Genomic DNA, 20,604 nt, shown 5'->3' with positions numbered 1-20,604 from the left:
TCACCGCCTCTGCTCGGCGAGGAATTCGCTGAAGGTCACGCGGCCGACCGCCTGCTCCGGGGCCAGGTGGCCGCCCCGGCGGTAGCCGGTGACGACCGCTCCCGGCAGCCGGACCGGCAGCACCAGCCGACGGCGTCCGGTCGCGGCCAGGTAGGCGCGGGCGAGGTCGTCGTGGCTGCGGATCTCCGGCCCACCCATGTCCGGGACGCGGCCCGCCGGGGCGCCGACCGCGAGTTCGGCCAGCCGCTCCGCGACGTCCCGGACGTCGATCGGCTGGAAGTCCACGCCCGCCAGCACCCCGATCACCGGCGACCGGCGCTGCGCCGAGATCGTGCGGGCGATCAGGTCGTGGAACTGGGTGGTCCGCAGGATCGTCCAGGGCAGTTTCGAGCTCGTCACGCGCTCCTCGGCTTCGAGCTTCGCCCGGTAGTAGAAGAGCGGTACCCGGTCGACGCCGACGATCGAGATGTAGATCAGGTGCGGATCACCGTGGCGGCGGGCCGAGTCGATCAGCCGCTGAGTGGCTGCCACATCCTTGCTGCTCAGCGTCGTGGCGCAGTGCACGATGGCGTCGACTCCCGACGTCGCCGCCTCGATGCCCTCGCCCGTGCGCAGGTCCCCGGTCGCCCACTCGTGCCCGGCAGCGGTCGAGCGGGGGCGTCGGCTGAGCACCCGCACGTCGCGTCCGGCATCGAGCAGCTGCTGCACCACGACGCGGCCCAGCGTGCCCGTCCCACCAGTCACCAAGATCGGCTTTTGCACGTGTCCCCCTTCCTGTTGGCACAGATAGGACGGGCCCGAGCCCTGGAACGTGACGTTCGCAGGTGCCCGCGTTTCAACCACTCGGACGGTGCTAGCCGCCACAAGGAGATGATCTCCGCTGCGCGCACTGCGTGGAGCGGATCTCCGGGAGCGCTGGCCTTCGGGTGGCGAGCCGCGGTGTCCGATCTGCCGATGACGCGGAGTCCGGCCCGGTGAACGGCATTGAGCAGGTCAGCCCGGGTGCGCAGACCGAGGCGTTCCGCCAGGTCGGAGAGGATCAGCCAGCCCTCCCCGCCGGGGTGCAGGTGGGCGGCCAGCCCGCCGAGGAAGCCCAGCAGCATCCGGTTCTCCGGGTCGTAGACCGCGTGGTCCAGCGACGAGTGCGGGCGAGCGGGGATCCACGGCGGGTTGCACACGACCAGCTGGGCTCGGCCCGGCGGGAAAATGTCGGTCTGCAGCGGATGGATCCGCTCGGCCAGTCCCAACCGTCGCGCGTTGTCGTCAACGCACCGGATCGCCCGAGCTGAGTTGTCCGCGGCCACCACCCGCGCCACGCCGCGGCGGGCGAGAACCGCCGCCAGCACGCCGGTTCCGGTTCCGATGTCGAAGGCAGTCCGGGTCGGCGGGAGCGGAGCATCCGCGACCAGGTCGACGTACTCGCTCCGCGTAGGGGCGAACACGCCGTAGTGCGGGTGGATGCGCGCACCGAGCGCCGGTACCGGAACGCCCTTTCGCCGCCACTCCTGCGCACCGATCACGCCCAGCAGCTCCCGCAACGGCACGGCGTACGGCGCATCGGCCGGTCCGTAGACGTCGCGGCAGGCGGAGCTGACATCCGGGGCGCGGCGTAGCGCGAGCACGTGGTCGGGCTCCACTCGCACCAGGACGAGCGACAGCGCCCGTGCTTTGCGCGCCTGTTCCTGCCTTTGGTGGAAGAACGCTTCGGCCATCGACGAGGTGTGCTGCGGCGGCCGTCGCAAGCGGCGGGCGAGCGCGTTGAGCAGCTGGCGGGCTTGGTGGAAATCTCCCCTCCACAACAAGCCCGTCCCCCTGGTCACCAGGCGGTGCGCCCGGTTCGCGGACATCCGGTCATCGGCGTCGACGACCCGGACCGGTGGTTCCGCGCCGTTCGCCGAGAGCCAGCGAAGGCCGCTTCCGGGCAAGGTCGCAGCATCGTTCTCCGATAGGTGCATGAACCGCTCCTGCTGATGCGGTCGAATGCAGCTCGGCGCGATCGAGCTGCACGAAGTGGAAAGGTGGACGCGTCAGCTCCCCGATCGGGCACGAGTGCATCGACCGGTGGAGCGAGGTCCGGAGCTAACCGACCACAGCAGCATGAGCAGGCGCTGTCACGTCGTGAAGGTTATCGCGACGTGCTGAGGCGGGAACCTCAGCACGTCGCAGAACTCCTACGCCGCCACGGGTTCGGCGTCCTGGCGTGCGGTGTCCGGCGCGCGGCGGAGATCGGGCACCAGTGTCAGGACTCCGAGCACTGCCAGCGCGGCTCCCAGCCACAGCGGGGCGCGCAGGCCGAAGTGCTCGATGGCCACTCCCCCGCCCCACGACCCGATCATCACACCGAAGGTGATGAACGAGGAGTGCACCGTGTTCACCAGCGGTCGCGCATTGGCGGTGCGATGGACCCGCGTAATCATCGCCGGGTTCATCGTCACGCCGACCAGGCCGACGCCCAGCATGAACACCACCGCGGGGACGCTGAGGTGCGCCAGCAGAGCGAACCCGGTCAGGAAACCGGCGTTGAGCACCAGGCCGACGAGCAGGACCGCGATCGGGTTGCGATCGGCCAGCCGACCGACCGCGGTGTTCCCGACGACCGTGGCGGCACCGTAAGCGACGAGCAGCAACGGCACAGTTCCGGTCTGGAAACCGCTCACCTCGGTGAGGATCGGGTTGAAGTAGCTGAACGCCGAGAACGTGGCACCGATGATGAGCGTGCTGGTGAGCAGCACCAGCCACAGCTTCGGCGCGCGGAAGGCACCCAGCTCCTGCCGGAAGTTCCCCTCCCCCTCGGCGCGATCGAGCTTGGGCACGCCGACGAGGGTGCACAGCGCCGCGACGACGGCCAGCGCCGAGATCGTCCAGAACGCGGCGCGCCAGCCGAAGCGCTCACCGACCAGTGTGGACAGCGGCATGCCGAGCAGGGTGCCCAGCATCAGCCCGTTCATCACCACTGCGATGGCCCGGCCGCGCACTTCTGGACGGGTCAGCTGCGCGCACAGCGACAGCGCGACCCCGAAGAACGCCTGCGAGGCCACACCGGTGATCACGCGGGCCACCAGCATCACCCCGTAGCCCGTCGCGGTGGCCGCCAGCAGGTTGCCGCCGAGGAAGATCGCGAACAGGCACAGCAGTGCCGCTCTCGGCCGGGTCTTCATCAGCACGACCGTCAGCAGCGGCCCGCCGAGGGCCATCGCGGCGGCGAACGCGGTGATCAGGTAGCCGATCTGCGGGATGGTGGCGCCGAGTCCGGCGGCCATCCGGGGCATCAGCCCGGCCACCACGAACTCGCTGGTCACCATGGCGAATATGCCCAGGGCGAGGATGTAGACCGCGCGCGGCATGACTCTCCTTGTTTTAGATAGATCAGTACAAAATTGGGGCAGCGTTCAGCGCGCTGCACCCCGAACCCCGGTTCAGCAGGTCAGGGCGTCGAGCGCTGTTTCCGCGATGGACTCCAGAACAGCCTGGTCAGCACCTGCCTGGCCAGCGATCCGCATCCCGCCGATCACCGCGTTGACGAACCCGGCGAGAGCCCCCGCATCGCGCGTGGAGGTGATGCTGCCGCTGCGCTGCCCGGCCTCGATCACCATCCTCAGCGCACCCAGGCGCCGCTCCCCGTCCCGGTCCAGGACCTGAGCGGCCTCGGGGTCCCGCCCGGCGAGCTCGACCACGGAGTTGACCGTCAGGCAGCCGAAACTGCGCCCGTCCCGGCGGTTCTCCAGCTCCGACTCGACGATCACCGCGAACAACGCCCGGATCCGCTCCAGCTCGGAGCGCTCGACGTCGTCCAGGATCGCCAGCTGCCTCGTCGTCGTGGCGTCGATGTAGCGGACGAGGGCGCGCATGAACAGGTCGTGCTTGCTGCTGAAGGTGTTGTAGATGCTGCTGCGGCCGAGGCCGGTCGCCTCGCACAGGTCTTGGGTCGACGTCGCTTCGTAACCGTTCGCCCAGAAGGTCCGCATCGCGGCTTCCAGCGCGCGGTCCTCGTCGAACAACCTCGGTCGCGCCATGCGACGACCGTAACAGGTTCTGAAATGAACTGTCCAATACCCCGCCTGTCACGTCCCGGCCGTCCCGCTCGTCCACCAGGTGACCGTGACCGAAAGGGGAAGGATCCGATGACCACACGCGCGCAAGCCCCGCCGAACGCCCTCATCTCGACAGTGACCGTCGCCGGTGCGGTCATGATGCTGCTGATCGGCGCCTGGTGCCGACTCGATCCGACCAGCTTCGCGGCGTGGGCCAACTGGCCGGTCCACGAGCACTTCCTGCACGACGCGGGGGTGTTCCAGATCGGCATCGGACTGATGATGCTCACCGCCCTGGTCCGGCGCGATGCGCTCACCGTCGTGCTCGCCGGTTTCGTGGTCGTCAACGCGCTGCACGGGGTGAACCACGCGGTCGACACCGGCGGCGGCCGCCCGTCCGATTCGTGGATCCTGTTCGGCACCGCCGCGCTGGGAGCCGTCGCACTCCTGGCCCGGGCGCGCACGATCCGCCACGCCGACGAGCTGGAGGTGCAGCGATGAGGATCGTGCTCGCCGGAGCCACCGGAACGATCAGCTCCGCCCTGGTGCCCAAGCTGCTCGCCGCCGGTCACGAGATCGTCGGGATCACCCGGACCGACACCGGTGCCCAGCGGCTCCGCGCCGCAGGCGTCACCCCCGTAGTCGCTGACGTGATGTCCGCCGAGGCGCTCCTGACCTCGCTCGAGGGACAGTCCGCGGACGCGGTGATCCACCAGGCCACCGCCATCACGCGAACGCCCGCGCGCCACCGCGACCTGCACCCCACCGACGCGTTGCGCGATGTCGGCACCCGGAACCTGGTGCGCGCCGCGAAGCAGCTCGGCGCGCGCAGGTTCATCACCCAGTCGTTCTTCCTCGGCTACGGGTGGCGCGACCACGGCACGCAGCCCCTGACCGAGGAGCACCCGTACGCGGAGCTGGGACACGGCGCCTTCGACCACCACATGCGATCGCTGCGGTCCAATGAGGACCAGGTGCTCGGGGCGACGGACTTCGAAGGCATCGCCCTGCGCTACGGCCTGTTCTACGGCCCCGAGCCGTTCACCCGGAAGATGCTGACATTGGCTCGGAAACGACTGCTCCCGGTGCCGCGCCCGGCCGCGACCCTGCACCCGATCCACATCGCCGACGCCGCCTCCGCCACGGTCGCCGCGCTCGATCGCGGACGTGCGGGCGAGGCGTACAACATCGTCGACGACCAGCCCGCCGACATGGGCGACTTCCTCGACGCGGTCGCCGCGACCGCAGGGGCACCGACGCCTCGCCGGGTCCCGGGCTGGCTGCTCCGCCCCACGCCCTACCTGCACGCCCTGCTGGTCGGCACCAGGATTCGACTCGATAACGGCAAGGCCAAGCGCGAGCTGGACTGGGCACCGCAGTACCCGACCTTCCGGGACGGTTTGCCAACCGCGCTGGCCTGAAGCAGAAGTCGGGCGGGGCTCGACTCCTCGCCCGACTTCCGGAGAACTGCGCGAAAAATGACGCGCGCCGAAAGCTGACATCGCGCTACCGTTTGCACACCGCCACCCCAAACCCGCTGCGGAGCGCGCCATGCTGGACGAAGACCTCGCCGAGATCCGGATCGGCATCTACGCAACCCCGGCCGATACCGCCAGGCTCGCCGAGGAGTGCAGTGCGGTTCTGCGCGGAAGTGCTGTCCCGCACGAGATTTCCGTTGCAAGTCAGGAGCAAGCACCAGAAGGTGAGGAGATGCCGATCGCCGAGTTCTACGACGAGCTGCCCCAGCAGTGGCGGATCGAGAACCCGGGTGCCGACCCGGAATCTCGGCGGATCCGCGAGATTCGCATCGGCCTGGTCACCAACCGCCCGAAGCTGAACGCCCTCCGCGAGGAACTGACCCGAATCGTGTGCCCAGATCCAGAGCACGCCAGCCCTTGCCCGGTCCCCTGGACATCCAGCTGCTCGGGCAACGACGAATCCGGTCTGGGTCACCGGTACGCAAGCCTGCTTCCCGGCTGAACCGCCGATCAGCGTGCGCGGGGTTCCACCGCGGCGGCGCGGGTCAGCAGGTAGCGCATCACGACGACGTGGATGGGCACGACGAGCGGCCAGATGAACCGGCTCGCCCGTCGGCGGTGCTCGACGAACGTGGCGAAGACCAGGGAGTGCGACCGCATCCGGAACATCAGGTTCGCGCGCAGGCCGATCCGCCAGAGCACCTCGAGGCGAATCCGGTCGGGCTGAGCCGCACCGATCCGCAAGCCGAACACGTGCTCCGCGGAGGACGCCGGGCCGAGCTTCGCACCGAGCATCGACCAGCCGAACCGGAGGAACGCGCGCAGCGGCGCGGGAGCCGACTCGAACACGGCCCGCGCCCATTGCTCCGCGCTGCCGGAAACGTGCTCGGCGATGCCCACGGCGAATGCGTCCTCGTAGTCGATGCGGCGCAGCGAACTGAACGACCGGACGTCGTCGGGCGCCGGGATCGCCGCCACGCCCGGACGGCTCCTGACGTTCGTCACCACAACCACCCCACTACTACTGGACAGCTGTCTACTAGTCCGGCAGCCTAGGACTGCTACTGGACACACGTCAACTAAGCTTGCGGGCATGGGAACACGGCGGCGGTTGATGCCGGACGAACGCCGCGGCGAGCTGCTCGACATCGGCGCGCGGTTGTTCGCCTCGCACCCCTACGACGAGGTGCGGATGGAGCAGGTCGCGGAGCTGGCCGGGGTGTCGCGGGCCAACCTGTACCGCTACTTCGCCAGCAAGCGCGACCTGTTCGCCGCCATCTACCGGCGCGCGGCCGACGAGCTGCTGGAAACGGCGACGGTCGACCCCGCCGAACCCCTGGTCGACCAGGTGTCGGCGGGCCTGGACGCGCACCTCGACCACTTCGTCGCGAACCGGCAGACCGTGCTGGCCGCGAACCGCACCCTCTCCGGCGACCCGATGATCCAGGCGATCATCGCCGACGAGATGGCGCAGCTCCGGCAGCGCATCCTCGATTCGTCCGAGTTGACCGGCCTGCACCGCGAGGCCGCATCGGCCGCGCTGCACGCCTGGTTGGTGTTCGTCCGGGCGATCTGCGTGGAATGGCTGGCCAACGAGACCTTCTCGCGCGACGAGCTCCGCAACATCTGCATCGGGGCGCTGCTGGGCGCCTTGGGAGCGACCGCCGAAGCGGAGCGGGACTGACCGCTGAGCCCGTGTGTCCAGGAACACCGCGCGACCGCTCCCGGTGGGATCAGTTGCCAGCGCGGGGATTCCCGCGTCCGCCCCGACCAGTGCCCCCGGTGCCGTCGAAGGCGCTGCGAGCAGGTCATTAGGCTGTACGGGTGGCCCGTTCCACGATTCACGGCGAAGGGACTCCGGTGAACGCTCCAGCATCGACCATCGAAGAGCTGACCGCCCAGCGCGATCGCGCCAGCCAGGACCACGCGGCCCTGGTCGCGCGCGGCCTGAAGCTGGACCTCACCCGGGGCAAGCCGTCGCCGCGCCAGCTCGACCTCTCCAACGGCTTGGTGGACGCGCCGGACTCGCTGACCTCCGCCGACGGCACCGACCTGCGCAACTACGGCGGGCTGCAGGGCCTGCCGGAACTGCGGGCGATCTTCAGCGAGGAACTGCAGGTCCCGGTGGAGCAGCTGCTGGCCGCCGGGAACTCCAGCCTCGAGCTGATGCACGACGCCCTGGTCTTCGCGCAGCTCGGCACCCTCCCGGGAAGCCAGCGCCGCTGGGTGGAGGAGCCCGAGATCGCGTTCCTGTGCCCGGTCCCCGGCTACGACCGGCACTTCGCGCTGTGCGAGCGGTTCGGCATCAAGATGATCCAGGTCCCGATGACGGCCGACGGCCCGGACATGGACGTCGTCGAGCGCCTGGTCGCCGAGGACCCGAAGATCAAGGGCATCTGGTGCGTGCCCAAGTACAGCAACCCGGACGGCACCGTCTACTCCGACGAGACGGTGCGCCGCCTGGCGGCCATGCGCACCGCCGCGCCGGACTTCCGGATCTTCTGGGACAACGCCTACGCGGTGCACCACCTCACCGACGAGGCCGCGGAGATCGCCGACCTCCTCGCGCTGTGCGCCGAGCACGGCAACCCGGACCGGGCGTTCGTCTTCGGCTCCACCTCGAAGATCACCTTCGCCGGTGGCGGCGTCGCCTTCTTCGGCTCCTCCCCCGCCAACGTCGAGTGGTGGCTGAGCTGCACCGCCAAGCGCAGCATCGGCCCGGACAAGATCAACCAGCTCCGGCACGTGCGCTTCCTCCGCGACGCCGACGGCCTGCGCGAGCACATGCGCCAGCACGCAGCGCTGATCCGCCCGAAGTTCGACGCGGTCGACAAGATCCTCACCGACGAGCTCGGCGGCACCGGTCTCGCCTCGTGGACCAAGCCGGCCGGTGGTTACTTCATCAGCCTGCAGGTCCCCGAGGGCTGCGCCCGCGCGGTGGTCGCGAAGGCCAAGGAGGCGGGCATCGCCCTCACCCCGGCCGGTGCCACCCACCCCTACGGCGACGACCCGACCGACAGCGTCATCCGCATCGCACCGACCTTCCCGGACCAGGCGGAGCTCGAAGAGGCCATCACCGGCCTGGCCACCTGCGTCCGCCTCGTCGGCACGGAGAAGCTCCTCGCCGACCGCCAGGGCTGACCGCGCGGGGTGGGGGCCGCGCCCGCGACCCCCACCCGGCGTACCGCTAGCCCAAGCGGTATCCGAGCTGCTCGGCCCACTCCCGGGTTCCGCCGCACACCTCACCCATCTCGCGGGGGTCCCCCGCCAGGAGCCGGTCGGCGATCTGCCGGGCTTGGAGGGCCGGATCGGCGTCGGAAGCGCGCAATTCGATCTGGAACTGCAACCACGGGCCATCGACCATGGAGCCCCGGCTCGGATGTCCCAGCAGGACGATGATCAGGTCCTTCATCCACGGGTGGGAACGCACCGAAAGGATCCGGCAATCCCACCGCTCGAGCCATTCGACCTGCCGACCGAGGTCCTGCTCCAGCAGCCGCGCCACGGTGCACGCAGGCCACTCCCAGCTGTGATCGGCCCGAGCCCGGTCGAGCTCAGCCCGGTACTGCTGGGCGTCGAACCGGAACTCCGCCAGCGGGGTGCTCCCCCACCCGGTGTTGCGCCAACCGGACCAGACGACGTGTTCGTCATCGCCCCGGACCATCACGTGCAGGGCACCGCAGCACCCTTCGGAGCATTCGGCCTCGGCCAACCGAACCTCGTGCGGCTCAGCCGTAGCCTCCAGCGGACCGCCCGGACGCAGGAGTTCCTGCGGTGACCGCGCTGGACCGCTGTCGAAGGCAGCTGCCACGACGTCCACGCCGTCGACCAGTGCCCGCAGCTCGACATTCCGGCCCGGCCGTTCCGGCTCTGGGACGACGACGTGCAGGGCGAGGCGGCTGAGCTCGTCGGTCATCGGGCCAGTGTGTCGTTCGCCCAGCCGGACAGCCACCGGTTTTCCGAATCCCGCACCACGCTGACACGCCGACCAACGCGGCCGCGGTCCAAAAGACCTCCAGGTCGTGCCAGTCCTGCCGGACATCCCGCCAAGACGTAGTCGATGCTCCCGTCTCGCAATCCCGGCAAGCGAAATGTCGAAGGAGACACCCGGTCCTATGTGGACCGGGTGCCTCAACCTCAAGCGGAGATCTGCTGCTGCCGGAAGGCGGCGGTGACGGTCTGCTCCAGCAGGACCGCGATGGTCGTGGGGCCGACCCCGCCCGGGACCGGGGTGAGCAGGCCAGCGCGGGTGCGCGCTTCGCCGAACGCGACATCGCCGACGTTGCCCTCGTTGTACCCGGCATCCACCACGACCGCACCGGGCTTGAGCCACTCGCCCCGGACGAACTCCGGCTTGCCGACCGCGGCGACGACGATGTCCGCGGTCCGCACGAGCGAAGGCAGGTCGGCGGTCTTCGAGTGGCACACCGTCACCGTGGCGTCGCGCGCCAGCAGCAGCATGCTCATCGGCTTGCCCAGGATGGCGCTGCGCCCGATCACCACGGCGTGCTTGCCGCGCGGGTCCACGTCGTAGGCGTCGAGGAGGCGCATGATCCCGGCCGGGGTGCACGACGCGAAACCGTCCCGCCCGAACGCCATCGCCGCGAAGGACTGCGAGGTGACACCGTCGACGTCCTTGGTCGCCGCGATCGCGTCGAACGCCGCGCGCTCGTCGATGTGGTGCGGGACGGGGTGCTGCAGCAGGATGCCGTGCACCGACGGATCGTTCGACAGCTCGGTGATCGCGCTGACCAGCTCTTCGGTCGTGATCGTCTCCGGCATCGGCACGTGCCGGGATTCGATGCCGTACTTCGCGCACCGGTTCCGCTTCATCCGCACGTAGGTGACCGAAGCCGGATCGTCGCCCACCAGCACGGTCGCCAAGCAGGGCTTCGCCCCGGTCCGCGCCTCGAACTGCGCTGCCCGCTCGGCGGCGCGCTCCATGATGTCGCGGGCGACCTCGATGCCGTTCATCGGACGAGCCTCGGACATGCGTTGCTCCTCGGGTGTCGTTGTCGCTGATCACCCAGGCGCGCGGCTCGGACCGGCAGAACCGGCCGGGCCGCTCCCCGGTGGTGCTCCACCCGAACGCCAGTCACGGCCCACCCACACGATAACCAGCCCAGCAGCCTTCGGCGCTGCTGACCACCCGCCGGTGCGAGCCGCGACACGTCATGCCTTCCGCAGCGCGCCGACGCGAGCGGCGGCAGTGGCTTGACTGCTCGGGCTTACCGGCCCCGTTTCAGGTGGAGACACCCGGTCCGATGTGGAACGGGATACGCACGTCAAGGACGCGAACCGCCTGTCGTCGGCGCAAACTTCGCAGCTGGTAGGAAGCAATGCACTACCGCGGCCAGCGATACCCGAGCTGTTCCGCCCATTCCTCCGTGCCACCGCACACCTCGGCGATTTCGCGCGGATCTCTCGCCAGCAGGCGTTCGAGAATCTCAGCCGCCTCGGTTTCCGGGTCTGCGGGCGAAACCCTCCGCACGATCCGGAACTGCAACCACGGATCGTCCCTGCCAGCCCGGCGCGGGTGGGAGAAGTAGAACGTGAACCAAGCCCTGCTCGAGGGGTAGGAATGCACACCGACGAGTCGGCAATCCCACCGCTCGAACCATTCGGTCTGACGCTCGAGCTCGCACTGCAGCAACCGCGCCACGGTGCAGGCACGCCACTCCCAGCTTCGATCCGCGCTGGCCCGGTCGACCTCAGCCTGGTACTGCTGCGCATCGAACCGGAATTCGGGCAAGGCAGTACCCGGAGAGTCGGGATCACGCCAGTCGGACCAGACGACGTGCTCGCCATCGCGTCGAATCGTCACGTACAACGCACCGCAGCACCCTTCGGTGCACACGGCCTCCGCCAAGCGGACCTCACGTGGCTCAGCGGTCGCCACGAGCGGAGCGTCCGCCCCCAGCAGCGTCCGCGGAGACTCAGCCGGCTCCTTCGGCAAACCGGCGGCGACGACGTCCACCCCGTCGACGATCGGCCGCACCTCGGCCGTCCCGTCCGACCCGAGTTCGGGGACGACGATCCGCAGGACGAGCTGGCTGAGCTGACTTGCCATCTCACCAGCATCCACGCCGCGACACCATCCTCGCCACCGAGTTTTCGACGGAGGTCCAGCTTGTCCCTCCGCCCAGCAGTCCGAGTCTGGAAATGCAGGAAGGGGAGCCGACCGGTGGCCGACTCCCCTTCCTGCTGCACCTTCGCTTCAGGTGCTCACTCTTTCGGAGTGCTCAGCTGGTTCCGGCTCAGCTGCAGCCGGAGGTGGAGCCGCAGCCCTCGCAGAGGTAGCACGAGCCCGACGGGCGCATCTTGGTGCCGCAGGTCATGCACAGCGGGGCGTCCGCCGCCTTGCCCAGGCGCAGTTCCAGGAGCTCGGTCGAGCTGCCCGCGCGCGGCGCTTCCTCGGACTTCTCCTCCTTCGAGTAGTCCACGGTGGAGCGCAGGGTGTCCAGGTGGACCTCGCTCGGCTGCTCGGCCGGGACCACCTCGGTGCCGTTGACCTGCGCCTCCCGCTCATCGGCGGTGAAGATGCCCAGCTGGGCGCGCTTCTCGTAGGGCAGGTAGTCCAGCGCCAGGCGGCGGAACAGGTAGTCGAGGACGCTGCTGGCCATCCGGACGTCCGGGTCGTCGGTCATCCCGGCCGGCTCGAAGCGCAGGTTCTGGAACTTCGAGACGTAGAACTCCAGCGGGATGCCGTACTGCAGACCCACCGAGATCGACATTGAGAAGGCGTCCATGACACCCGCCAGGGTCGAACCCTGCTTGCCCAGCTTGACGAAGATCTCGCCCAGGCCGTCGTCCGGGTACGAACCGGCGTGCAGGTAGCCCTCGGCACCGCCCACGGTGAACGAGACCGTCTGGCTCGGCCGCTTCTTCGGAAGCCGCTTGCGGACCGGGCGGTACTCGATCTGCTTCTCGACCTCCTTCTCCTTCTCGGCCTTGTCGCCCTTGCCCGCCGACAGCGGCTGACCCACCTTGCAGTTGTCGCGGTAGATCGCCAGCGCCTTCAGGCCCAGCTTCCAGCCCTCGAAGTAGAGCTGCTCGACCTCCTCGACGGTCGCCGACTCCGGCATGTTGACCGTCTTGGAGATCGCGCCCGAGATGAACGGCTGCACCGCGGCCATCATCCGCACGTGGCCCATCGGGGCGATCGAGCGCTCGCCCATCGCGCAGTCGAAGACCTCGTAGTGCTCCGGGCGCAGGCCCGGCGCGTCGACCACGTGGCCGTGCTCGGCGATGTACTCGACGACCGCCTCGATCTGCTCGTCCTGGTAGCCCAGGGCCTGCAGCGCCCGCGGCACCGTCTGGTTGACGATCTGCATGGAGCCGCCGCCGACCAGCTTCTTGAACTTGACCAGCGCCAGGTCGGGCTCGATGCCGGTGGTGTCGCAGTCCATCATCAGGCCGATGGTCCCGGTCGGGGCCAGCACCGACGCCTGCGCGTTGCGCCAGCCGTTGCGGGCACCGATCTCCAGGCCGTCCTGCCACACCTTCGTCGCCAGCTTGTGCACGGTGGCGTCGTTGTGGTGGTAGGTGCGGATCAGGTCGTTGGCCGCGGCGTGCTTGCGCATCACGCGCTGGTGCGCCTCGGCGTTGCGCGCGTAGCCCTCGTACGGGCCGACCACACCGGCCAGCTCGGCCGACCGCTTGTAGGCGGTACCGGTCATCAGCGAGGTGATCGCCGCCGCCAGCGCCCGGCCGCCGTCGGAGTCGTAGGCGTGACCGGTGGCCATCAGCAGCGCGCCCAGGTTGGCGTAGCCGATGCCCAGCTGGCGGAACTTGCGGGTGGTGACGCCGATCGACTCGGTCGGGAAGTCCGCGAAGGAGATCGAGATGTCCATCGCGGTGATGACGAACTCGACGGTCTTCTCGAACAGCTCCGCGTCGAAGGTCAGGTCGTCGCGCAGGAACTTCAGCAGGTTCAGCGAGGCCAGGTTGCAGCTGGAGTTGTCCAGGTGCATGTACTCCGAGCACGGGTTGGACGCGGTGATCCGACCGGTCTCCGGCGAGGTGTGCCAGTCGTTGATCGTGTCGTCGTACTGGATGCCCGGGTCGGCGCACTCCCAGGCGGCCTTCGCCATCTTGCGGAACAGGTCGCGGGCCTGGACCGAGTCCAGCACCTCACCGGTGGTGCGGGCGCGCAGGCCGAACTTGCCGTCGCTCTCCACCGCGCGCATGAACTCGTCGGAGACGCGCACCGAGTTGTTCGCGTTCTGGTACTGCACCGAGTTGGAGTCGGCGCCGCCGAGGTCCATGTCGAAACCGGCGTCGCGCAGCGCGCGGATCTTGTGCTCCTCGCGCGCCTTGGTCTCGATGAACTCCTCGATGTCCGGGTGGTCGACGTCCAGCACGACCATCTTCGCCGCGCGGCGGGTCGCACCGCCGGACTTGATGGTGCCCGCCGAGGCGTCCGCACCGCGCATGAACGAAACCGGACCGGACGCGGTGCCGCCCGAGGACAGCAGCTCGCGCGAGGAGCGGATGCGGGACAGGTTCAGCCCGGCGCCGGATCCGCCCTTGAAGATCAGGCCCTCTTCCTTGTACCAGTCGAGGATCGACTCCATGGTGTCGTCGACGGACAGAATGAAGCAGGCGGACACCTGCTGGCGCGAGCTGGTGCCGACGTTGAACCACACCGGCGAGTTGAAGCTGAACACCTGGTGCAGCAGCATCCAGGTCAGCTCGTGCTCGAAGATCTCCGCGTCCGCGTCGCTGGCGAAGTAGCCGTGCTCGACACCGGCGGCGACGTAGGTCTTGACCACCCGGTCGATGAGCTGCCGGAGGCTGCTCTCCCGGTCGTCGGTGCCCACCGCACCGCGGAAGTACTTGCTGGTGACGATGTTGACCGCGTTCAGCGACCAGAAGTCGGGGAACTCGACACCGCGCTGTTCGAAGTTGACCGACCCGTCCCGCCAGTTGGTCATCACCACGTCGCGGCGCTCCCACTTGACCTCGTCGTACGGGTGCACCCCCTCCGTGGTGTAGACGCGCTGCACCCGGATGCCCTCGCGGACACCTGCTTCCGGCTCCCCCGCTGCGCCGGCCGGGCTACCGACGGTCTCTGTCATGACCTGACCCTCTTCCTTGTCACTCGCTCGTCGTGCTTGGTCGGCCCCGTCCGGGCTCCCCGTCCGGTTCGGTCGTGGCTGTCCTTCCAGCCGCGCCCCTGGCTGGGACGTCGGCTGACGTCTTGCGTTTCCGGCTCCGCGGCGAACCGCGCGCCGGCGAGCCTTACTCACGGTCGCTCTCCGCACCGGCCTGCGCGGCCGCTCGAGCCGCGCGCAGGTCGGCGATCTCCTTCTCGAAGTCCTCCACCGAGGAGTACGCCCGGTACACGCTGGCGAAGCGCAGGTAGGCGACCTCGTCCAGCTCGCGCAGCGGACCGAGGATGGCCAGGCCGACCTCGTGGCTGGGCAGCTCGGCCACCCCGAGCGACCGGACGGTCTCCTCCACCTGGTGCGCGAGCTGCTGCAGCGCGTCCTCCTCGACCGGGCGGCCCTGGCACGCGCGGCGCACGCCGCGCACCACCTTCTCCCGGCTGAAGGGTTCGGTGACGCCGGAGCGCTTGACCACCGACAGCACCAGTTCCTCGATGGTCGTGAAGCGCCGACCGCACGTCGAGCACGATCGCCTGCGCCGGATCGCCTGGCCTTCCTCGACCTCGCGCGAATCGACGACCCGGGAGTCCTCCCCGCGACAGAATGGGCACCGCACCGGCACTCACCCCCCTTCCCCCGTACGCCGCCGCCCGCCTCGCGGCAGCCGACGACCACTCACACTCCGTGGGTGCGCGAACACCTTACAAGCCCAACCTGTGGACTAAATACACGGACGTAACTACTAGATGTTGTGGTCGACTCTAAACCGCGCCGTATCGCGACGCAAACTCGGGACGACCTTCGGAGCGTCGCCGCCCGCCCTCTCCCGCGCCGCGCCCGAAAACCCCAGGTCGCCGAGCACGAGCGATCCGCACCGCCCTCCCGGGAGGATCAACCGGACACCGGGACCACCAGCAGCCGACCGGTCTCGACGGTCGCCGCGTCGAGCCCGTTGAGCTCCGCGATCCGGGCCACCACCGCCCGCGGGTCGCTGTCCGGCGCCACCCGGTCGGCGATCCCCCACAGAGTGTCACCCGCTCGAACCTCGATCAGCGTGGTGCCGCCCGTCATCGGCGCGTCGCGGAACCCGAACAGCCCCACCAGCATGACAATGAGGAAGGTGAAGATCGCCACCGAGGTCAACCAAAGCCACTCGCCGCTCCGGCGCGCCCGGTCGCACGCGGCCGCCGTCGGCTGCGCCGCGCGCGGCACGACCCGGCCCGGCACCCTCCGCCCGCCGCCCCGCGGCCGGATCATCTCGACCGGCTCCGCCGCCCGCCGGGCGGCCGACCGCCGCTCGACCTGGCGCGTCCGCCCCGCCGCATCGATGAACGTGGTCATGCCGCCTCCCGCACCGCGAACCATGATCGAATAGGTGTTCGATCGAACCTGCGTGCGATTGTGTACCAGGAGTACCCCGCAGCGCGACACCCGGGGCGAAAATTAACTCGAACAGGTGTTTGATCTCTGCGTTTCGCGCGTCTACTGTGGAAACCGAGCGGGTCGAACGGCGCCCGCGATCAGCACCGCAGTACACACGGACAGGAGGCAGCGGTGGCGAGCAATGCGACCGGCTCGATCAAGGGCCGGGTACACGACGTCGAGGACTCCCAGGCCGACGTGCACTCCCTGCCCGAACAGGCCAGCGGAGCCGAGGAGCTGAGCGATCGGCAGCTCCGGGTGCTGGAGGCCATCCGCAAGTGGATGCGGGAGCACGGCTACCCGCCCAGCGTCCGCGAGATCGGTGACGCCGTCGGGCTCACCTCGACCTCGTCGGTGGCCTACCAGCTCCGCGTGCTGGAGCGGAAGGGCTACCTGCGCCGCGACCCGCACCGGCCGCGCACGGTCGGGGTGCTGGTCGGCGGTGAGCCGGAGCTGGAGGGGGCCAGGCAGACCAAGCCCGCCTACGTGCCGGTGGTGGGCCGCATCGCGGCCGGCGGTCCGATCCTGGCCGAGGAGTCGATCGAGGACGTCTTCCCGCTGCCGAAGGAGATCGTCGGCGACGGGACGCTGTTCCTGCTCAAGGTCGTCGGCGACTCCATGGTGGACCTCGCCATCACCGACGGGGACTGGGTCGCGGTGCGCCAGCAGCCGGACGCCGAGAACGGCGACGTGGTGGCCGCGATGATCGAGGGCGAAGCGACGGTGAAGACCTTCAAGCGCACCGACGAGCACGTCTGGCTGCTGCCGCACAACCCCGCGTACGAGCCGATCCTGGGCGACGACGCGGCGATCCTCGGCAAGGTGGTCGCGGTCCTGCGCCGACTCTGACGCGGTCCTGCCGCAGATCTTCCCGCGGCGCCGAGCAACGCTGGCACCGGCAGCTCCCGGTCAGCGGTTGCGGCGCAGTCGGCCCGCGAGGAAGACGATCAGCCCGGCCAGCACCGCGGCGAACAGCGGCGCCTGGCCGGTCGTCGTGCTGCTCCCGGAAGCGGGCTCGGTCTGACCGGCGGGCTGCGGGTTCGGCACATCGCCGTCCGGCGGGGCGGCACTGGTCTCGGTCAGGAGTTTCGCCGCGCCCGGGATGCGGCGGACCGGTTCGCTCCCCTCGGACGCGGACAGCAGGGAGCCGTCGGGCTCCCAGGCGATGGCTTCGCCCTGCCGCTCGTTCGGCAGCGCGATGCGCAGTGGTTCTCGCTGGAGCGCGGCCACCACATCACCATCCGGTGCGCTGTAGAGGTAGACGTCGGTGTAGGTGCGGATCGCGACGGCCGTGCCGTCGTGGTTGACCGCTCCCCCGGTCACCAGGGTCGTGCTGAACGCGCGGGAGAGCGGACCGCCCGGGGTCTCGGTGGCGCGCAGCGACACCGAACCGACGCGTTCCAGCGGCACGGTCCGCTCGGTGTCCAGCGGTTGGGCCGGGCGGTAGACACCGGCCGTCCCCAGCGGTTCCTTGGTGACGATGAAGGGCACGCCCGCCCGGTCGAGCAGCAGCGCCTCCGCATCGTGCGCGCCGTCCGGGTAGGACAACCGGTACAGCGCGACACCGCCGCCCGGCGGCATCACGTGCAGGGCGACGGTGTCCCGGCGGCGACGGTTGTCCCCGATGTCGGCCAGCCACAGCGAGCCGTCGTGGCCCAGCGCGAGATCTTCCACGTCGAACGGGTCGTTCGACGCCGTGCGGACGTCGCGGACCGAGCAGTCCGACGGGTCGAGGACGTGAACCCGCAGCGACCGGCCGCCATCGTTGACCGCGTACCAGGCGCGGCCGTCGGAGGCCAGGCCGGAGAGCTCGTCCAACCGCTCGTCCTGGACACGGCACTCCTCGGCCGGTTCGGGCAGCTGCGCGGCTGCTGGCGACGCCGCGGCGGTACCCGACGCCACCAGCAGCACGGCCACGACCGCACCGAGGCTCCGCCAACCGCGGCCTGCGGAGCGGGCCTGGCGGGGCCAGCTGCTCAGGTGGGTCCGGAAGCGCGACCGCTGCCGTGATCGCGGCACGTCAGGCGCCGCACCACGGCAGCCGACCAGGACGCGAGGGGCTCACCGGCCGCGCTCACCCCTTCCCGGTGAACGGCTCCAGCGCGCTGGCCAGGTCGGGCAGGACCTTGGCGCGGAGCCGCGTGCCGTCCGGGGTGTGCTCCTCGTCGACGACCTCGCCCTCCGCGTGCACGCGCGCGACGAGCTCGCCGCGGGTGTAGGGCACCAGCGCGTCGACGAACACGTCCGGTCGGGGCAGCCGGTCGGCGATGACCTCGCGCAGCTCCGGCACGCCGACACCGCTGTGCGCGGACACGAAGATCGCGTCTGGCAGCAACCGGCGCAGCTCGGCGATGCGCGTCTCGTCCACTGAGTCGATCTTGTTCACCACCAGCAGCTCCGGCGGCATCCCCGACTCGTGCTCGTCCGCGATCTCGCTGAGCACCTCGCGCACCGCAGCGACCTGCTCGTGCGGCGAGGCCTCGGAGCCGTCCACGACGTGAACCAGCAGGTCCGCGCCGCTGACCTCCTCCAGCGTGGAGCGGAAGGCCTCGACCAGCTGGTGCGGCAGGTGGCGCACGAAACCGACCGTGTCGGTCAGCGTGTAGGCACGCCCGTCCGGGGTGGTGGACCGCCGGGTGGTGGGGTCCAGGGTGGCGAACAGCGCGTCCTCCACCAGCACACCGGCACCGGTCAGCGCGTTGAGCAGGCTGGACTTGCCCGCGTTGGTGTAACCGGCGATGGCCACGCCCGGCACCTCGTTGGCCTCCCGGCGTCCCCGCTTGGTGCCGCGCACCGTGCGCATCGCGGCCAGCTCCTTGCGGAGCTTGCTGATCCGCTTGTGGATGCGCCGCCGGTCGGTCTCCAGCTTGGTCTCACCAGGACCGCGGGTACCGACACCGCCGTTGGCCCCGGCCCGGCCACCGGCCTGCCGGGACATCGTCTCGCCCCAACCGCGCAGGCGCGGCAGGAAGTACTGCAGCTGGGCCAGCTCGACCTGCGCCTTGCCCTCCTTGGAGCGGGCGTGCTGGGCGAAGATGTCCAGGATCAGGGCGGTCCGGTCGACCACCTTGACCTTCAGCTTCTCCTCCAGCTGGCGCAGCTGGCCGGGCGAGAGCTCACCGTCGCAGATCACGGTGTCGGCGCCGGTCGCGGCCACGATGTCGCGGAGCTCGCGCACCTTGCCGGAGCCGATGTAGGTGCCGGGATCCGGCCGGTCGCGGCGCTGGATGATGCCCTCCAGCACCTCCGAACCGGCCGTCTCGGCCAGTCGGCCCAGCTCGGCCAGGGAGGCGTCGGCGTGCTCGGCGTCGCCATCGGTCCAGACGCCGACCAGCACCACCCGCTCCAGGCGGAGCTGGCGGTATTCGACCTCGGTGATGTCCGCGAGCTCGGTGGACAGCCCGGCGATCCGCCGCAGCGACGCGCGCTCGGCGAGCTCCATCTCACCCGTGGACGGCTCGGCAGACGGAATGGGTTCGTATTCGTCGCCTTCGACCACGTCGTGGTCGAGCTCGGCGGACCAGGTCAAAGAATTCTTCATATCAAGGCCATTGTCCCACGGTCCGCGACTCATTTTCACGCCTCGAACCGGCGGTGACCCGTTTGCGCCCGTGTGACACCACCTACGGCCGCATCCGCTCGGGGCTGATCCGGACCACCCCGGGGACGGACCTCCGGCTCGGACCGGCCCTGCCCGGCAGAACCCGTCCGGGACCTACGCGGCCCGCCACCAGGTCGGATCGAGGTGACCGCGGGCGACCAGGACGGCCGGTCCGGTGAGCGTGGCGGTCGACGAGGTGATCTCCACCTCGACGGTGCCGCCCGGGATGTGCACCACGCGACGCCCGGTGTCCGCACCGGCCGCGCGCAGCGCTGCCGCCGCCGCGGCGACCGTCCCGGTCCCGCACGAGCGGGTCTCGCCCACCCCGCGCTCGTACACCCGCATCTGCACGTGGTCGTCGTCCAGCGGCCGGACGAACTCGACGTTCGCGCCGTTCGGGAACAGGTCCGGGTCGTGCGGCGGCCGGGTCGTCAGGTCGAGGTCGGCCAGCTCGGCGTCGCTCACGCAGGCCAGGTGCGGGTTGCCGACGTCGACGGCGACGCCGTGGAAGGTGCGGCCGGAGACGCTGGTGGTGGACTCGCCGAAGATCTTCGCCACCCCCATGTCGACGGTGACCTGCCCGTCATCGCGGATCCGGACCGGTCGCACGCCCGCGCGGGTGCCGACCGGCAGCTCACCGGCGGTGGCCAGCCCGGCGTCGACCAGGTAGCGGACGAACACCCGCACGCCGTTGCCGCACATCTCGGCGATCGAACCGTCGGCGTTGCGGTAGTCCATGAACCACACGTCCGCCGGGACGTCGGCCGGGGCGTCCGGCAGGGCACCGGCCCGGACCACGCGCAGCACGCCGTCGGCCCCCAGACCGCGCTGGCGGTCGCACAGCGCCCGCACCCGCTCGTCGGTCAGCTCCAGCTCACCGTCCGCGTCGGGCAGGATGACGAAGTCGTTCTGGGTGCCGTGGCCCTTGATGAACTCGGGCCCCTGGGAAGTGCGCACGGGGC

At 70.0% G+C, this 20,604-nt stretch carries 20 protein-coding genes and 1 riboswitch; of the genes, 6 read left to right on the top strand and 14 right to left on the bottom strand.

Translation table 11 applies throughout. The features are described 5' to 3' along the window. The 4 genes from F1721_RS30550 to F1721_RS30535 form a co-directional block, all read right to left on the bottom strand. Positions 1-762, bottom strand: a complete 762-nt coding sequence (locus F1721_RS30550) for an SDR family oxidoreductase (RefSeq protein WP_150070293.1) — start codon at positions 760-762, stop codon at positions 1-3. Next, the gene (locus tag F1721_RS30545) at positions 741-1,925 is read right to left on the bottom strand and encodes a methyltransferase (protein WP_387512072.1); all 1,185 of its coding nucleotides are present in this window, start codon (positions 1,923-1,925) and stop codon (positions 741-743) included. The genes F1721_RS30550 and F1721_RS30545 overlap by 22 nt, the downstream gene beginning before the upstream one ends. Positions 1,926-2,171: 246 nt before the next feature. Next, complete coding sequence (locus tag F1721_RS30540; protein WP_150070291.1) at positions 2,172-3,344, bottom strand: MFS transporter; 1,173 nt, start codon at positions 3,342-3,344, stop codon at positions 2,172-2,174. 72 nt (positions 3,345-3,416) lie between these two features. After that, on the bottom strand, positions 3,417-4,013 hold the full coding sequence (locus F1721_RS30535; protein ID WP_150070290.1) for a TetR/AcrR family transcriptional regulator: 597 nt from the start codon (positions 4,011-4,013) through the stop codon (positions 3,417-3,419). Between the two features lie 108 nt (positions 4,014-4,121). Between F1721_RS30535 and F1721_RS30530 the strand changes: the two genes are divergently transcribed. The 3 genes from F1721_RS30530 to F1721_RS30520 all read left to right on the top strand — a co-directional run bounded on the left by F1721_RS30530 (position 4,122) and on the right by F1721_RS30520 (position 6,011). Then, positions 4,122-4,532 carry a hypothetical protein gene (locus F1721_RS30530; protein WP_150070289.1) on the top strand — a complete coding sequence of 137 codons (411 nt, stop codon included), beginning with the start codon at positions 4,122-4,124 and terminating at the stop codon, positions 4,530-4,532. Then, positions 4,529-5,452: an NAD-dependent epimerase/dehydratase family protein gene (locus F1721_RS30525; RefSeq protein WP_150070288.1), complete on the top strand. Its 924-nt coding sequence runs from the start codon at positions 4,529-4,531 to the stop codon at positions 5,450-5,452. Before F1721_RS30530 ends, F1721_RS30525 begins: the two co-directional genes overlap by 4 nt. Before the next feature lie 130 nt (positions 5,453-5,582). Continuing rightward, positions 5,583-6,011 (top strand): hypothetical protein, encoded by a 429-nt coding sequence (locus F1721_RS30520; RefSeq protein WP_150070287.1) that lies wholly within the window; start codon positions 5,583-5,585, stop codon positions 6,009-6,011. Positions 6,012-6,019: 8 nt separating this feature from the next. Here F1721_RS30520 and F1721_RS30515 read toward each other — a convergent pair whose 3' ends face one another. Continuing rightward, positions 6,020-6,514, bottom strand: a complete 495-nt coding sequence (locus tag F1721_RS30515) for a hypothetical protein (RefSeq protein WP_150070286.1) — start codon at positions 6,512-6,514, stop codon at positions 6,020-6,022. An 88-nt stretch (positions 6,515-6,602) separates the two neighbouring features. On the opposite strand from F1721_RS30515, the gene F1721_RS30510 reads away from it, so the two are divergent. Both F1721_RS30510 and F1721_RS30505 read left to right on the top strand, forming a co-directional pair. Continuing rightward, positions 6,603-7,193, top strand: a complete 591-nt coding sequence (locus F1721_RS30510; protein ID WP_150070285.1) for a TetR/AcrR family transcriptional regulator — start codon at positions 6,603-6,605, stop codon at positions 7,191-7,193. Positions 7,194-7,369: 176 nt separating this feature from the next. Further along, on the top strand, positions 7,370-8,650 hold the full coding sequence (locus F1721_RS30505; protein ID WP_150070284.1) for an aspartate aminotransferase type Ic: 1,281 nt from the start codon (positions 7,370-7,372) through the stop codon (positions 8,648-8,650). A gap of 46 nt (positions 8,651-8,696) precedes the next feature. On the opposite strand, the gene F1721_RS30500 is transcribed toward F1721_RS30505, so the two are convergent. The 6 genes from F1721_RS30500 to F1721_RS30475 all read right to left on the bottom strand — a co-directional run bounded on the left by F1721_RS30500 (position 8,697) and on the right by F1721_RS30475 (position 15,960). Next, entirely contained in the window at positions 8,697-9,425 is a 729-nt protein-coding gene (locus F1721_RS30500) for a hypothetical protein (RefSeq protein WP_150070283.1), read from the bottom strand. A 221-nt stretch (positions 9,426-9,646) separates the two neighbouring features. Then, a complete protein-coding gene (locus F1721_RS30495; RefSeq protein WP_150070282.1) occupies positions 9,647-10,501 on the bottom strand; it encodes a bifunctional 5,10-methylenetetrahydrofolate dehydrogenase/5,10-methenyltetrahydrofolate cyclohydrolase in 855 nt (284 codons plus the stop codon). A 25-nt stretch (positions 10,502-10,526) separates the two neighbouring features. Further along, a riboswitch (ZMP/ZTP riboswitch) is annotated at positions 10,527-10,618 on the bottom strand. Positions 10,619-10,853: 235 nt separating this feature from the next. After that, positions 10,854-11,579, bottom strand: coding sequence for a hypothetical protein (locus tag F1721_RS30490; RefSeq protein ID WP_150070281.1), 726 nt, complete (start codon positions 11,577-11,579; stop codon positions 10,854-10,856). A 187-nt stretch (positions 11,580-11,766) separates the two neighbouring features. Continuing rightward, positions 11,767-14,589, bottom strand: a complete 2,823-nt coding sequence (locus F1721_RS30485) for a vitamin B12-dependent ribonucleotide reductase (RefSeq protein WP_150070280.1) — start codon at positions 14,587-14,589, stop codon at positions 11,767-11,769. Between the two features lie 163 nt (positions 14,590-14,752). After that, the gene (gene nrdR, locus F1721_RS30480) at positions 14,753-15,235 is read right to left on the bottom strand and encodes a transcriptional regulator NrdR (protein ID WP_150070279.1); all 483 of its coding nucleotides are present in this window, start codon (positions 15,233-15,235) and stop codon (positions 14,753-14,755) included. 275 nt (positions 15,236-15,510) lie between these two features. Beyond that, positions 15,511-15,960 (bottom strand): LysM peptidoglycan-binding domain-containing protein, encoded by a 450-nt coding sequence (locus F1721_RS30475; RefSeq protein ID WP_246155401.1) that lies wholly within the window; start codon positions 15,958-15,960, stop codon positions 15,511-15,513. 213 nt (positions 15,961-16,173) lie between these two features. Between F1721_RS30475 and lexA the strand changes: the two genes are divergently transcribed. Beyond that, on the top strand, positions 16,174-16,890 hold the full coding sequence (gene lexA / locus F1721_RS30470; protein WP_150070278.1) for a transcriptional repressor LexA: 717 nt from the start codon (positions 16,174-16,176) through the stop codon (positions 16,888-16,890). Between the two features lie 60 nt (positions 16,891-16,950). Here the strand turns inward: lexA and F1721_RS30465 are convergent, their stop codons facing one another. The 3 genes from F1721_RS30465 to dapF all read right to left on the bottom strand — a co-directional run bounded on the left by F1721_RS30465 (position 16,951) and on the right by dapF (position 20,599). Further along, entirely contained in the window at positions 16,951-17,958 is a 1,008-nt protein-coding gene (locus F1721_RS30465; RefSeq protein WP_246155400.1) for an NHL repeat-containing protein, read from the bottom strand. A 157-nt stretch (positions 17,959-18,115) separates the two neighbouring features. After that, positions 18,116-19,582, bottom strand: a complete 1,467-nt coding sequence (gene hflX, locus F1721_RS30460) for a GTPase HflX (RefSeq protein WP_150070277.1) — start codon at positions 19,580-19,582, stop codon at positions 18,116-18,118. A gap of 174 nt (positions 19,583-19,756) precedes the next feature. Continuing rightward, positions 19,757-20,599, bottom strand: coding sequence for a diaminopimelate epimerase (gene dapF, locus F1721_RS30455; protein ID WP_150070276.1), 843 nt, complete (start codon positions 20,597-20,599; stop codon positions 19,757-19,759). Positions 20,600-20,604: the final 5 nt, after the last annotated feature.

The organism is Saccharopolyspora hirsuta (genome assembly GCF_008630535.1).
GTDB lineage: Bacteria > Actinomycetota > Actinomycetes > Mycobacteriales > Pseudonocardiaceae > Saccharopolyspora > Saccharopolyspora hirsuta.
The sequence above is the reverse complement of the archived record's forward strand: the minus strand, read 5'-3'. Positions and strand labels throughout refer to the sequence as shown.